This is a genomic window from Streptomyces sp. NPDC126499 (genome assembly GCF_040302485.1).
Lineage (GTDB): Bacteria > Actinomycetota > Actinomycetes > Streptomycetales > Streptomycetaceae > Streptomyces.
Window position 1 is genome coordinate 120,321 of sequence record NZ_JBEOUO010000014.1, and the last position, 13,644, is coordinate 133,964.

The 13,644-nt window shown below is 72.8% G+C and carries 9 protein-coding genes and 1 pseudogene; 6 read left to right on the forward strand and 4 right to left on the reverse strand.

All coding sequences use genetic code 11. From position 1 onward, the window contains the following. The first annotated feature begins 196 nt into the window (after positions 1 to 196). The 3 genes from ABTZ91_RS21855 (at position 197) to mfd (ending at position 7,418) form a co-directional block, all read left to right on the forward strand. Positions 197 to 1,015, forward strand: a complete 819-nt coding sequence (locus tag ABTZ91_RS21855; RefSeq protein WP_352078853.1) for an ABC transporter ATP-binding protein — start codon at positions 197 to 199, stop codon at positions 1,013 to 1,015. Beyond that, on the forward strand, positions 1,012 to 3,585 hold the full coding sequence (locus ABTZ91_RS21860; RefSeq protein ID WP_352078854.1) for an FtsX-like permease family protein: 2,574 nt from the start codon (positions 1,012 to 1,014) through the stop codon (positions 3,583 to 3,585). The genes ABTZ91_RS21855 and ABTZ91_RS21860 overlap by 4 nt, the downstream gene beginning before the upstream one ends. 293 nt (positions 3,586 to 3,878) lie before the next feature. Beyond that, positions 3,879 to 7,418 carry a transcription-repair coupling factor gene (gene mfd, locus ABTZ91_RS21865; RefSeq protein ID WP_352078855.1) on the forward strand — a complete coding sequence of 1,180 codons (3,540 nt, stop codon included), beginning with the start codon at positions 3,879 to 3,881 and terminating at the stop codon, positions 7,416 to 7,418. 60 nt (positions 7,419 to 7,478) lie between these two features. Here the strand turns inward: mfd and ABTZ91_RS21870 are convergent, their stop codons facing one another. The 3 genes and pseudogenes from ABTZ91_RS21870 to ABTZ91_RS21880 form a co-directional block, all read right to left on the reverse strand. Further along, positions 7,479 to 8,777: an SGNH/GDSL hydrolase family protein gene (locus ABTZ91_RS21870; protein ID WP_352078856.1), complete on the reverse strand. Its 1,299-nt coding sequence runs from the start codon at positions 8,775 to 8,777 to the stop codon at positions 7,479 to 7,481. Positions 8,778 to 8,838: 61 nt separating this feature from the next. Further along, positions 8,839 to 9,303, reverse strand: a complete 465-nt coding sequence (locus ABTZ91_RS21875; protein WP_352078857.1) for a protein phosphatase — start codon at positions 9,301 to 9,303, stop codon at positions 8,839 to 8,841. A 155-nt stretch (positions 9,304 to 9,458) separates the two neighbouring features. After that, positions 9,459 to 10,016, reverse strand: a pseudogene (locus ABTZ91_RS21880) (TetR/AcrR family transcriptional regulator); the annotation flags it as partial. A 98-nt stretch (positions 10,017 to 10,114) separates the two neighbouring features. Here ABTZ91_RS21880 and ABTZ91_RS21885 point away from each other — a divergent pair. The 3 genes from ABTZ91_RS21885 (at position 10,115) to ABTZ91_RS21895 (ending at position 12,706) form a co-directional block, all read left to right on the forward strand. Continuing rightward, positions 10,115 to 11,020, forward strand: a complete 906-nt coding sequence (locus ABTZ91_RS21885) for an SCO6745 family protein (RefSeq protein WP_352078858.1) — start codon at positions 10,115 to 10,117, stop codon at positions 11,018 to 11,020. 205 nt (positions 11,021 to 11,225) lie between these two features. Next, positions 11,226 to 11,897: an HNH endonuclease family protein gene (locus tag ABTZ91_RS21890; RefSeq protein WP_352078859.1), complete on the forward strand. Its 672-nt coding sequence runs from the start codon at positions 11,226 to 11,228 to the stop codon at positions 11,895 to 11,897. Between the two features lie 59 nt (positions 11,898 to 11,956). Next, positions 11,957 to 12,706, forward strand: a complete 750-nt coding sequence (locus ABTZ91_RS21895; protein ID WP_352078860.1) for an N-acetyltransferase — start codon at positions 11,957 to 11,959, stop codon at positions 12,704 to 12,706. A 135-nt stretch (positions 12,707 to 12,841) separates the two neighbouring features. On the opposite strand, the gene ABTZ91_RS21900 is transcribed toward ABTZ91_RS21895, so the two are convergent. Next, the gene (locus ABTZ91_RS21900; protein WP_352078861.1) at positions 12,842 to 13,600 is read right to left on the reverse strand and encodes a hypothetical protein; all 759 of its coding nucleotides are present in this window, start codon (positions 13,598 to 13,600) and stop codon (positions 12,842 to 12,844) included. Between the last annotated feature and the right edge of the window lie 44 nt (positions 13,601 to 13,644).

The window sequence follows — 13,644 nt, forward strand, 5'->3', positions numbered from 1 at the left end:
CCTCCCCCATTCGGTCCAGGGGCCGTTCGTCCCGGCGGAGGACGAGCCGGGGGCCCGGCTGTCCTTAGCTTGTTCTTACGGACAACCCCAGGGCGAAGACTGCGCCGGGCACCAGTGCCCCGGCCCCCGCCACCCGGACAGACTCGAACGCGGACATCGACCGCGCCCACCTCTACCCCTCTTTAGGAGACATACCGTGACTTCGGCTGTGAGCGTCCCCAGGCACGGGGACACGGGAGAGCGGACGGCCGTCGCCGCGCGGGCGCGGCAGGTCGTCAAGGCGTACGGCTCCGGGGAGACCCGGGTCGTCGCGCTGGACCACGTCGACGTGGACATCGCACGAGGCCGGTTCACGGCCATCATGGGGCCCTCCGGCTCCGGCAAGTCCACGCTCATGCACTGCCTCGCCGGTCTCGACACCGTCAGCGGCGGCCAGATCTTCCTCGGTGACACCGAGATCACCGGTCTGAAGGACAAGAAGCTGACGCAACTCCGGCGCGACCGGATCGGGTTCATCTTCCAGGCGTTCAACCTGCTGCCCACCCTGAACGCCCTGGAGAACATCACGCTGCCCATGGACATCGCCGGCCGCAAGCCCGACCAGGAGTGGCTGCGGCGGGTCGTCGACACCGTCGGCCTCGGCGAGCGCCTGAAGCACCGGCCCAACCAGCTGTCCGGCGGCCAGCAGCAGCGCGTCGCCGTGGCCCGCGCGCTCGCCGCGCGGCCCGAGATCATCTTCGGCGACGAGCCGACCGGCAACCTCGACTCGCGCGCCGGGGCCGAAGTCCTCGGCTTCCTGCGGCAGTCCGTCGACGAGCTCGGCCAGACCATCGTCATGGTCACCCACGACCCCGTCGCCGCCTCCTACGCCGACCGCGTCCTCTACCTCGCCGACGGCCGGATCGTCGACGAGATGTACGCGCCGACCGCCGAGCAGGTCCTCGACCGCATGCTCCTCTTCTCCGGGGGACACCCCCAGACCCCCGACTTCGACGCCCGGGGGCGCACGTCATGACCGTCCTGAAGACCTCCCTGCGCAGCTTCCTCGCGCACAAGGGCCGCATGGCGCTGTCCGCCGTGGCCGTCCTGCTCTCCGTCGCCTTCGTCTGCGGCACCCTGGTGTTCAGCGACACCATGAACACCACCTTCGACAAGCTCTTCGCCACCACCGCGTCCGACGTCACCGTCAGTCCGAAGGACGCCGCCGCGAACGACGAGATACCGCGGAACGGCCGCCCCGCCGCCCTGCCCGCCTCCGTGGCCGACCAGGTCAGGAGCGTCGAGGGCGTCCGTGCCGTCCAGGGCGGCGTCGTGTCGATGTCCGTCACCGTCGTCGACTCCCGCGACGAGAACATCGGCCCGACCTCCGGCGCGCCGACCATCGCCGGAAACTGGTCGCCCAACGAGCTGCGGTCGGTCGAGATCGCCTCCGGCCACGAACCGCGCGGCCCCACCGACGTCGTCGTCGACGAGGCCACCGCCGACAAGCACCGGCTGAAGATCGGCGACGAGCTGCGCACCATCGCCGTCACCGGCGACTTCACCGCCCGGATCTCCGGCATCGCCGCCTTCAAGGTGACCAACCCCGGCGCCACCGTCGTCTGGTACGACACCGCCACCGCCCAGCGCGAACTCCTCGGCAAGGAGGGCCTGTTCACGCAGGTCAGCGTCGACGCCGCGCCCGGCGTCAGCGACGAGAAGCTGAAGGCGGCCATCGCCGCGAAGCTCGGCTCCGGCTACCAGCTGCAGACCGCCGCCGAGGCCACCGACGCCGGCCGCGAGGACGTCGCCGGCTTCCTCGACGTCATGAAGTACGCCATGCTCGGCTTCGCCGGCATCGCCTTCCTCGTCGGCATCTTCCTCATCGTCAACACCTTCTCCATGCTGGTCGCCCAGCGCACCCGCGAGATCGGCCTCATGCGGGCCATCGGATCGAGCCGCGGCCAGGTCAACCGGTCCGTGCTCGTCGAGGCCCTGCTCCTCGGCGTCGTCGGCTCCCTCGCCGGCGTCGCGGCGGGCGTCGGACTCGCCGTCGGCCTGATGGAGATCATGACGTCGATGGGCATGGAGCTGTCCACCCAGGACCTCACCGTCCGCTGGACCACCCCCGTCACCGGCCTCGTCCTCGGTGTCGTCGTCACCGTCCTCGCCGCCTTCGTGCCCGCCCGCCGGGCCGGGAAGGTGTCCCCGATGGCCGCCCTGCGCGACGCCGGCACCCCCGCCGACGGCCGCGCCGGCAAGGTGCGCGCCGCCGTCGGCCTGCTCCTGACCGCCGCCGGCGCCGCCGCGCTGTGGACGGCCACCCAGGCCGAGAAGGCCGGCGCGGGCTCGCTCTGGCTCGGCCTCGGCGTCGTCCTGTCCCTCCTCGGCTTCGTCGTCATCGGCCCGCTCCTCGCGGGCGGCGTCGTCCGGGTCCTCGGCGCCGTCGTGCTGCGCGTCTTCGGCCCCGTCGGCCGCATGGCCGAACGCAACGCGCTGCGCAACCCGCGCCGTACCGGAGCCACCGGCGCCGCCCTGATGATCGGTCTCGCGCTCGTCGCCTGCCTGTCGGTGGTCGGCTCCTCCATGGTCGCCTCGGCCACCGAGGAGCTCGACCGGTCCGTCGGCGCCGACTTCATCGTCCAGGCGACCAACGGCCAGCCGATCGTGCCGCAGGCGCAGGCCGCCATCGAGAAGACACCCGGCCTGGACCACGTCACCGAGTACAAGTGGGTCGAGGCCACCGTCACCGACCCGCGCGGCAAGGCGAAGAAGACCGGCCTGGTCGCCGCCGACCCCACGTACGCGAAGGACGTGCGCCGCGACACCACCGCCGGGACGCTCACCGACGCCTACGGGCCGGGCGCGATGTCCGTCGGCAGCGCCTACGCCGCCGAGCACGGCGTCAAGGTCGGCGACCGGCTCACCGTCGCCTTCCACGGCGGGCAGCGGGCGGTGCTGCGCATCGCCGCGATCACCTCCGACGACAACAACATCGACAAGGGCGTGATGTACACGAACATCACGACGGTCGCGCGCCACCTGCCGGACGACCGGATGCCCCGCAGCACGATCGTCTTCGGTACGGCGAAGGACGGCCAGGAGACGGCCGCCTACCAGGCCCTGAAGGACGCCCTGAAGCCCTACCCGCAGTACAAGGTCGCCGACCAGGCCGACTACAAGAAGACCCTCAAGGACCAGGTCGGCCAGCTGCTCAACATCGTGTACGGGCTGCTCGCCCTCGCCATCGTCGTCGCCGTGCTCGGGGTCGTGAACACCCTCGCCCTGTCGGTCGTCGAGCGCACCCGGGAGATCGGCCTCATGCGGGCCATCGGCCTCTCGCGTCGCCAGCTGCGCCGCATGATCCGCCTGGAGTCCGTGGTCATCGCCCTCTTCGGCGCGCTGCTCGGACTCGGCCTCGGCATGGGCTGGGGCACCGCCGCCCAGAAGCTCCTGGCCCTGGAGGGCCTGGGCGTCCTGGAGATCCCCTGGCCGACGATCCTGGCGGTCTTCGCGGGCTCGGCGTTCGTGGGCCTGTTCGCGGCCCTGATCCCGGCGTTCCGGGCGGGCCGGATGAACGTCCTGAACGCGATCGCGACCGAGTAGCACCACGCCTCGGCCCCCGGGGCGCCTCGCTCGCGGCGGGGCGCCCCGGGGGCGCTCGTCGGGGGCGCCCCCGATGGTCGTCGGGGGCGCCCCGGGTGCTGCCGAGGGATGTGCCTGGCGGTCGCCTCTGGTGCTGCCATGCGGTGTGCCTGGCGGTCGCCCCAGGTGGTCGCCGCGGGCCGCGCCCCGGTCGCGTTCGGCGGCGGGTGTCGGTGGGGCGTCGTAGGGTGGAGACCCCGGCCCGTGAGACGTGTCGGGCGGTTCGCGTTGCCCACTGTCGGGATGGAAGACCCATGAGCCTGCACGGTCTGCTTGACGTCGTCGTCGAAGACGCGGCCCTCGCCGAGGCGGTCACGGCCGCCCGCGACGGCAACCGCACGCATGTCGACCTGGTCGGCCCGCCCGCCGCCCGCCCCTTCGCCGTCGCCGCGCTGGCCCGCGACGCCGGGCGGCCGGTGCTCGCGGTCACCGCCACCGGCCGGGAGGCCGAGGACCTGGCCGCCGCCCTGCGCTCCCTCCTCGACCCGGACACGGTCGCCGAGTACCCCTCCTGGGAGACCCTCCCGCACGAACGGCTCTCGCCCCGCTCCGACACCGTCGGCCGCCGCCTCGCCGTGCTGCGCCGCCTCGCCCACCCGCGCGACGACGACCCGGCCGCGGGCCCCGTCTCCGTGGTCGTCGCGCCCATCCGCTCCGTGCTCCAGCCGCAGGTCAAGGGCCTGGGCGACCTGGAGCCGGTCGCGCTCAGGAGCGGCCAGACGGCGGACCTGGAGGAGGTCGTCGCGGGCCTCGCGGCCGCCGCGTACTCCCGGGTGGAGCTCGTGGAGAAGCGCGGCGAGTTCGCCGTCCGCGGCGGCATCCTGGACGTCTTCCCGCCCACCGAGGAACACCCGCTCCGCATCGAGTTCTGGGGCGACGACGTCGAGGAGATCCGCTACTTCAAGGTCGCCGACCAGCGGTCCCTGGAAGTCGCCGAGCACGGCCTGTGGGCGCCGCCCTGCCGCGAGCTGCTGCTCACCGACGAGGTACGGGCCCGCGCCCGCGCGCTGGCCGAGCGGCACCCCGAGCTCGCCGAGCTCCTCGACAAGATCGCCGAGGGCATCGCCGTCGAGGGCATGGAGTCCCTCGCGCCGGTCCTCGTCGACGACATGGAGCTGCTGCTCGACGTCCTGCCCGCCGGCTCCATGGCCGTCGTCTGCGACCCGGAGCGGGTCCGCACCCGGGCCGCCGACCTGGTGGCGACCTCCCAGGAGTTCCTGCAGGCGTCCTGGGCGGCCACGGCCGGCGGCGGCGAGGCCCCCATCGACGTCGGCGCCGCCTCCCTGTGGGGGATCGCGGACGTACGGGACCGGGCGCGCGAGCTCGGCATGATGTGGTGGTCGGTGTCGCCGTTCGCGGCCGACGAGAGCGGCCTCGACACGGACGCCGACACGCTCAAGCTCGGCATGCGCGCCCCGGAGTCGTACCGCGGCGACACCGCCCGCGCGCTCGCCGACACCAAGGGCTGGCTCGCCGACGGCTGGCGCACGGTGTACGTGACGGAGGCGCACGGCCCGGCCTCCCGCACGGTGGAGGTCCTCGGCGGCGAGGGCATCGCCGCCCGCCTCGACGCCGACCTGAGCGACATCTCCCCGTCCGTCGTCCACGTGGCCTGCGGCTCCATCGACCACGGCTTCGTCGACCCGGGCCTCAGGCTCGCCGTCCTGACCGAGACCGACCTGTCCGGGCAGAAGGCCGCCGGCAAGGACGGGCAGCGGATGCCCGCCAAGCGGCGCAAGACCATCGACCCGCTGACGCTGGAGGCCGGCGACTACATCGTCCACGAGCAGCACGGCGTCGGCCGCTACATCGAGATGGTCCAGCGGACCGTCCAGGGCGCCACCCGCGAGTACCTGCTCGTCGAGTACGCCCCCGCCAAGCGCGGCCAGCCCGGCGACCGCCTGTACATCCCGACCGACCAGCTGGAGCAGGTCACCAAGTACGTGGGCGGCGAGGCCCCGACCCTGCACCGGCTCGGCGGCGCCGACTGGACGAAGACCAAGGCCCGCGCGAAGAAGGCGGTCAAGGAGATCGCCGCCGACCTCATCAAGCTGTACTCGGCGCGGATGGCCGCCCCCGGCCACGCCTTCGGCCCCGACACCCCCTGGCAGCGGGAGCTGGAGGACGCCTTCCCGTACGCGGAGACGCCCGACCAGCTGTCCACCATCGCCGAGGTGAAGGAGGACATGGAGAAGACCGTCCCCATGGACCGTCTGATCTGCGGTGACGTCGGCTACGGCAAGACGGAGATCGCGGTACGGGCCGCCTTCAAGGCCGTCCAGGACGGCAAGCAGGTCGCCGTCCTCGTCCCCACCACGCTGCTGGTGCAGCAGCACTTCGGCACCTTCTCCGAGCGCTACAGCCAGTTCCCGGTGAACGTCCGCGCCCTGTCCCGCTTCCAGACGGACGCCGAGGCGAAGGCGACGCTGGAGGGCCTGAAGGACGGCTCCGTGGACGTCGTCATCGGCACCCACCGCCTGTTCTCCTCCGAGACCACGTTCAAGGACCTGGGCCTGGTCATCGTCGACGAGGAGCAGCGCTTCGGCGTCGAGCACAAGGAGCAGCTGAAGAAGCTCCGCGCCAACGTCGACGTGCTGACGATGTCCGCGACCCCGATCCCGCGCACCCTGGAGATGGCGGTCACCGGCATCCGCGAGATGTCGACGATCACCACCCCGCCGGAGGAGCGGCACCCGGTGCTCACCTTCGTCGGCCCGTACGAGGAGAAGCAGATCGGCGCCGCGATCCGCCGTGAACTGCTGCGCGAGGGCCAGGTCTTCTACATCCACAACCGGGTCGAGTCCATCGACCGGGCCGCGGCCCGGCTGCGGGAGATCGTGCCCGAGGCACGGATCGCCACCGCCCACGGCCAGATGAGCGAGTCGGCCCTGGAGCAGGTCGTGGTCGACTTCTGGGAGAAGAAGTTCGACGTGCTGGTGTCGACGACGATCGTCGAGTCCGGCATCGACATCTCCAACGCCAACACCCTCATCGTCGAACGCGGCGACAACTTCGGCCTGTCCCAGCTCCACCAGCTGCGCGGCCGGGTCGGCCGCGGCCGCGAGCGCGGCTACGCCTACTTCCTCTACCCGCCGGAGAAACCGCTGACCGAGACCGCCCACGAGCGGCTCGCCACCATCGCCCAGCACACCGAGATGGGCGCGGGCATGTACGTGGCGATGAAGGACCTGGAGATCCGCGGCGCGGGCAACCTGCTCGGCGGTGAGCAGTCCGGTCACATCGCCGGCGTCGGCTTCGACCTGTACGTCCGCATGGTCGGCGAGGCCGTGGCCGACTACCGGGCCTCGCTGGAGGGCGGCGTGGAGGAGGAGCCGCCGCTGGAGGTCAAGATCGAGCTCCCGGTCGACGCGCACGTCCCGCACGACTACGCGCCGGGCGAGCGGCTGCGCCTCCAGGCCTACCGGGCCATCGCCTCGGCCAACACCGAGGAGGACATCAAGGCCGTACGGGAGGAGCTCACCGACCGCTACGGCAAGCTGCCGGAGCCGGTGGAGAACCTGCTCCTGGTGGCCGGGCTGCGTATGCTCGCGCGTGCGTGCGGCGTCGGCGAGATCGTCCTGCAGGGTCCCAACATCCGCTTCGCGCCGGTGGAGTTGCGCGAGTCGCAGGAGCTGCGCCTGAAGCGGCTCTATCCGCGCACGGTCATCAAGCCGGCCGTCCACCAGATCCTGGTGCCGCGGCCGACGACCGGGAAGATCGGCGGGAAGCCGGTGGTGGGGCGGGAACTGCTCGCGTGGACGGGCGAGTTCCTGGCGGAGATCCTGGGGTCGTAGGAGGTCAGGTCACAGGGGCGGGGTGCCCCGGGCCGCGCGGGCGGGCCCGGGGCACCGCCGTCACAGCGTGTCGAGGTCGAGGGCCTCGGCCATCGCGCGGTAGCCGGCGTCGCCCGGGTGGAGGTGGTCGCCGGAGTCGTAGGCGGGGAGGATGCGGTCGGGGTCGGCCGGGTCGGCGACGGCGCGGTCGAAGTCGACCACGGCGTCGTACGCGCCGGAGGTGCGGACCCACTCGTTGAAGGCGTCCCGCTTGGCCTCGTTGGCCGGGCTGAAGTAGAAGGAGCCCTTGACCGGGGTGAGGGTCGCGCCGACGACCTTGATGCCCTTGGCGTGGGCCTGGCGTATCAGTTCGCGGTGGCCGTCGATCAGCTGCTCGACGGAGACCTCGGGGGTGGGACCGCCGGGGAAGGAGGGGCCGCTGCCGCCGATGTCGTTGATGCCCTCCAGGAGGATGACCGTGCGCACACCGCGCTCGGTCAGCACGTCCTTCTTGAACCGCTCGATGCCCTTCTCGCCCGCCCACGTCGTGTCGTTGACGACCTGGTTGCCGCCGATGCCGTGGTTGAGGACGGCGCGCGGGGTGCCGTCGGCGGCGAGGCGTTCGGCCAGCTCGTCGGGGTAGCGGTTGTCGGCGTCGTTCGTGCCGCCGACGCCGTCGGTGATGGAGTCGCCGAAGGTGACGATCGTGTCCCGGCGGGGTGCCTGGCCCCCGAGGACCTCGACGCCCGTCAGGTAGTACCAGGACGTGCTGGTCTCCCCGAACGCGGCGCCGGACACGTCGGAGCGGTGGTCGCCCGAGGCGCGGTAGCTGGTGGCGCCCGCGAAGCGGTGGAAGGTGGCCGGGCCGGTCTCGCCCGCCAGATGGAGGGTGACGGTGACCGACTCCAGGGCCTTCAGCCGGAACGGCACGCCGTCGCTGAGCAGGGTGCCGCCGACGGGGATCGTGGCGGAGCGGCCGTGGCCGAAGGTCAGGTGGCGCACCGTGCCGGGCTTGACGGCGCCTGCCTCGGCGGTACGGGCGACCGTCGCGCCGGTGATCCGCAGCGGCTTGGTGCCGTAGCGGTTGGAGAGCTCGATCCGGGCGGCGGTGCCGCCGGTCGTCACGCGGACGACCTGCCGGACGGTGTGGTTCGAGAAGCCCTGCTCCGACCAGTTGGGGCCGAACAGCCCGCCCGGCGCCTGCGGCGAGGTGGCCCAGGCACCGCGCCACGCGGAGGCGGGAGCCTGAGCGGTGGCCGTGGTGTGCGCGGCCGTGGTGTGCGCGGTGGCCGTTCCCGCCGCCGCGAAGGGGAGGGTGGCGAGGGTCGTCGCGGCGAGCACGGCGATGGCCGTGCGCCGGAGGGTGTTCGTGGTTCGCATCTGTATCCGCCCGTGAATGTCGTGTCGTTGACGATCACGCACAAGCGGCGGCCGACTCCGGTTATTCCCCGGGGAGTTGGCCGTCCGGTCGCGCGGCCGGGAAGCGGCGGACGTAACGGCGCTGCCAGGGCGTCTCCACGGCGCGCTTGTCGTAGTGCTCGCGGACGTACGCGACGGCCTCGTCCGGCGGGACCCCGTCGAGGACGGCGAGGCAGGCCAGGGCGGTTCCGGTACGTCCCCGCCCGCCCAGGCAGGCGAGTTCGACCCGTTCGGCGGCGGCCCGGTCCCAGGCCTCGCCGAGGGCGGTGCGCGCGAGGCCGTGGCTGTGCGGCAGCCAGAAGTCCGGCCACCGGACCCAGACCGTCTCCCAGGGGACCTCGGGGGGCTCCTTGCCGAGGAGGTGGACGGCGAAGTCCGGTTCGGGGCCCGGGGGAAGCGGGTGGCGCAGGCCGCGCCCGCGCACCAGCCGGCCGGAGGGCAGGGCGAGCACGCCGGGCCCGGCGGGATCCCAGGTCGGGTGGGTCATGACGTCCCTCCGGTCGGGGCGCTGGGGGAGGGGGCGGGCTCCTCGATGGGGATGACCGGTTCGTCGCCCGGGACGATCGGCTCCCCGGTCGGCTCCCCGGCGGGCGGCGCGGGGGCGGCCGTCTCGAGGGCGGTCGTCGCGGGGGCGGTGCCCGCCGTGAAGAGCAGGCCGGTGAGGGTACGGAAGGTCTCCTCCGGGTCGCGGCCCGCCAGCGGCGCGGTGAGGTTGTGGCTCAGCAGCAGCGTCGCGAAGCCGTGGGCGAGGGACCAGGCGGCCACGCCCGCGAGCCGGGCGTCCGGGGCGCCGTGCACCGGAGGCAGTTCCGCGATGCCGGCCCGGAGCCGTTCCCCGGCCCGCTCCTTGGCGGCGAGCAGCGCGGGGTCGTCGGCGCGGTACAGGTCGGGCTGGAACATCACCTGGAAGTGCGCGGGGTGGGCGGCGGCGAACCGTACGTACCGCACCCCGCGTTCCCGCAGGTCAGGGGCTTCGGCGAGGGCGTCGGCGAGCAGGTCGTAGCCCTCGGCGGCGATCGCGGTGAGCAGCCCGGTGCGGTCCTTGAAGTGGTGCGCGGGGGCGGCGTGCGAGACGCCCGCGCGGCGTGCGAGGTCGCGCAGGCTGAGCGCGCCGGGGCCGTCGGTGGCGAGGACGTCGAGGGCGGCGGTGAGGACGGACTGCCGCAGGTCGCCGTGGTGGTAGGTGCGCCGACTGGTCATGGCAGCAGCGTACGCCGGATCTAGTCATTGACAAGTTGCGGGGGTGGGAGGAATCTAGGCAGTGACAAGATGAGGATGCGAGGGAGGACGTGGACGTCATGACCGAGGAGACCACGTACGGCTCCGGCGCCGGCAGCGCCGTCGAGCCCGGCCGGGTGCGCCAGATGTGGCACCTGCTCGAACCGCTGCACGCCCTGCACTACTACGCCCCCGAGGCCTTCGAGGAGGCCGCCGCCCTCGGCTACGACGTCGAGGAGCGCTGGCCCTCCTACTTCGCCTGGCGCGCCGCCGCCCTCGGCCCCGTCGGCGCCGAACGGGTGGCCTCCGCCTTCTACTCCTTCAGTCCGGACAAGGTCGCCCGGTACGTCCCCGCCGCCTGGGAGGCCGCCGCACCCGCCGACGTCCTCGCCGCCCGGCTCCGCGCCGTCGACCGGACCTACCGGGCGCACCTCGGCGCCGACGTCCTCGCGAGCCCCACCCTCGCCGAGGCCGCCGCCCTGGCCCGCCGCGCCGCCGAGGCGGCCGGCACCGCCGGGCGCCCCCTGGCCGCCGCGCACGCCGAACTCCCCTGGTCCGACGTCCCTCACCTCGCCCTCTGGCAGGCCGCCACCCTCCTGCGCGAACACCGCGGCGACGGCCACCTCGTCGCCCTGATGGCGGCCGGACTCGACCCCGTCGAGTCCCTCGTCTCCTTCGCGGCGATCGGCGCCGCCGCCGAGGAGAGCTTCGCCGGCCGCGGCTGGAGCGACGCGCAGTGGAACGCCGCCCGCGACCGGCTCGCCGCCCGCGGCCTGCTCCACCCCGACGGCACCGCCACCGCCGCCGGACACGCCCTGCGCGCCGAGGTCGAACGCCGCACGGACGAACTCGCCGCCGCCCCGTGGGCCGCGCTGGGGCCGGAGGCGACGGGGCGGCTGGCGGAGCTGCTGGGCGGGCCGTGGCTGGCGGCCATCGGATCCGGACTGCTGCCACCCGAGAACACGCTGGGGATCGGGAAGATCTGATATCGGATCCGATATCCAGGATCTGATGGCGGCGGGGAGCGGGAGTGGGCGTTCGGATATTGGATCCGATATCCAACATCCGATATCCAACATCCGATATCCCGCATCCGATACCCCGCATCCGATACCCCGATACCCCGGATCCAATATCCAATATCCAACATCCGACATCAGGGATCCGCAGGCCCCGCCCTAGGATCGTGGGGTGCCGACGCATCAGAAGTCCCTCACCGCCCCGGCCTTCGCCCTCCTCGTCCTGCTCGCCGGCGCCGCCTGTTCGCCCGGCGCCGACGCCCCCTCCGCCAAGGGAGACGCCGGAACCGCCCTCGCCGCCGTGGACGCGCTGACGGTGAAGGGCAGGGCGCCGAAGACCGGTTACGACCGGGAGAAGTTCGGGCGCGCCTGGACGGACGTCGACCGCAACGGCTGCGGCACGCGGGACGACATACTCCGGCGCGATCTGACCGGCGTCCGGTTCAAGGACGGCGGTCACTGCAAGGTGGCCTCCGGCACCCTGGCCGACGACCCGTACACCGGCGGGTCCGTCGACTACGTCCGCGGCCGCAGCAAGGTGGACATCGACCACGTCGTCGCGCTGTCCGACGCCTGGCAGAAGGGCGCGCAGAAGTGGGACGCCGGCACGCGGCTGCGGTTCGCCAACGACCCGCTCAACCTGCTCGCCGTGGACGCGGCGGCCAACCGCCGCAAGTCCGACGGTGACGCGGCGACCTGGCTGCCGCCGAACCGGGCGTACCGCTGCGCGTACGTGGCCCGGCAGGTCGCGGTGAAGAAGAAGTACGGGGTCTGGGTGACCGGCGCCGAGCGGGACGCGATGAAGAGGGTGCTCGGGAGCTGCCCGGACCAGCGGCTTCCGTAGGCGCGCGGCGGCGAAAAATCGTTTCTCTCGCTTCCCGGGCCGCGGTTAGCCTCCCGCCCATGGACCTGCACATCACGACGCTCGCCGAACGCCCCGAACTCCAGGGCGCCATGTGGGGCATGAAGCACCTCTGGCCCGAGTTCATGATGTACGACCCGGTCGGCTGGTCCCACATGGGGAAGATCGTGACCGACTTCCCCGAGTACGTCCTCGTGGCCACCGACGGGGTCGACGGGCCGTTCGTGGCGCGGGGGTTCAGCGTGCCCTTCCAGCTCCAGGCGGACGGGCGCGGCGAACTGCCCGACACCGGCTGGGACCAGGTCCTGCTCTGGGCGTTCTCCGACCTGCGGCACGGCCGCACGCCCGACACCGTCAGCGCGATCGAGATCACCGTGGACACGAGCGCGCTCGGGCAGGGCGTCTCGCACCGCATGCTGGCGGCCATGCGCGACAACGCCCGCCGGCTCGGCTTCTCCGACGTCGTCGCCCCGGTGCGGCCCAACGGCAAGCACCTGGAGGCCGCGTCCTCCATGCACGAGTACGCCTTCCGCACCCGCGCGTCCGACGGTCTGCCGCACGACCCGTGGCTGCGCGTCCACGTCCGCGCGGGCGGCACCGTGGAGAAGGTCGCCCCGGCGTCGATGACGATCGGCGGCTCCGTGGAGCAGTGGCGGCGCTGGACGGGCCTGCCCTTCGACACCGACGGCCCGGTCGACGTCGAGGGCGCCCTGGTGCCGGTGCACTGCGAGGCGTCCCGGGGCTACGCGGTGTACGTCGAGCCGAACGTCTGGGTCCGCCACCGCCTGTGACCCGCCCCCGGCTCCCCTCGCCGAACCACGTGCGAAAGGCGTGAAGGCCACCCCCCTCCGGAGGCCTTCACGCCTTTCACGTCTCACGCGGTCCGCTTTCACGTCTCATGCGGTCCGCGCGTACCCGGCGGACCGTCAGCCGAGGCTCTTCTCGTCCACGACGTCCTTCTTCGGCGGCGTCTGCGCCGCCACCGGCTTGTCGTAGTCCGAGAACGTGATCGTGCCCGGCTCCTCGCCGCCGGTCGTCACCACCTTCAGCAGGTGCGGCCTGCCCTCGGTGGCCACGTAGAACGTGGTCTTCTCGCCCTTGAGGTCCTGCGTCAGCGTCAGCGCCTCGCGCCCGCCGACCGTGGTCTCCTCGCCCCGGACCGTGCCGGCGGTGGTCTGCTCGAAGTCGGCGAGGAGCGCCTTGAGGTCGCAGAGTTCGAGCATGTCCTTGGCGTCCGGATCCTCGGCGTCGGTCTTCACCCAGCGGCCCTTGAGCTCCTTGAGCAGGGCCTTCTGGACCTCCTCCGGCTCTCCCTCGGCCTGCTCCTTCAGGAAGGCCTCGTCGAAGCGGAGGTAGACGGCCTTGTCGGCGGGCCGGAGCAGTTCGGCCGTGCCCGCCGTGCCGACGGTCATGGTCCCGGCGCACTTCCCCGCCAGGTCGGTCGACACGTACGCCTTCAGCGGGCCCTCGGTGGTCTTGAGGGAGATGTCCATGGTCAGCGACGTGGCGGTCTTTGTCTCGGCCACCGCCTTGTCGACGATCCGGGGCCCGGTCAGGTCGCCGAAGGGTCCGGTGGCCTTCGCGTCGCCGCCGGAGAAGGGGCCGCAGGCGGTCGCGCCGAGCGCGACGGCGGAGCAGAGGGCGGCGGCGAGGGCGGCGCGGCGGGGGCGGACGGTGGCAGGCATGGTGGTTCTCCGAGGGGGATGGGGTGGTACGGGGAAGCAGGGGG

Excerpts from the sequence above, each read along its gene's own strand:
- ABTZ91_RS21860 (WP_352078854.1), top strand. The coding sequence starts at position 1,012 with ATGACCGTCCTGAAGACCTCCCTGCGCAGCTTCCTCGCGCACAAGGGC.
- ABTZ91_RS21885 (WP_352078858.1), top strand. The coding sequence starts at position 10,115 with ATGACCGAGGAGACCACGTACGGCTCCGGCGCCGGCAGCGCCGTCGAG.
- ABTZ91_RS21895 (WP_352078860.1), top strand. The coding sequence starts at position 11,957 with ATGGACCTGCACATCACGACGCTCGCCGAACGCCCCGAACTCCAGGGC.
- mfd (WP_352078855.1), top strand. The coding sequence starts at position 3,879 with ATGAGCCTGCACGGTCTGCTTGACGTCGTCGTCGAAGACGCGGCCCTC.
- ABTZ91_RS21870 (WP_352078856.1), bottom strand. The coding sequence starts at position 8,777 with ATGCGAACCACGAACACCCTCCGGCGCACGGCCATCGCCGTGCTCGCC.
- ABTZ91_RS21875 (WP_352078857.1), bottom strand. The coding sequence starts at position 9,303 with ATGACCCACCCGACCTGGGATCCCGCCGGGCCCGGCGTGCTCGCCCTG.
- ABTZ91_RS21900 (WP_352078861.1), bottom strand. The coding sequence starts at position 13,600 with ATGCCTGCCACCGTCCGCCCCCGCCGCGCCGCCCTCGCCGCCGCCCTC.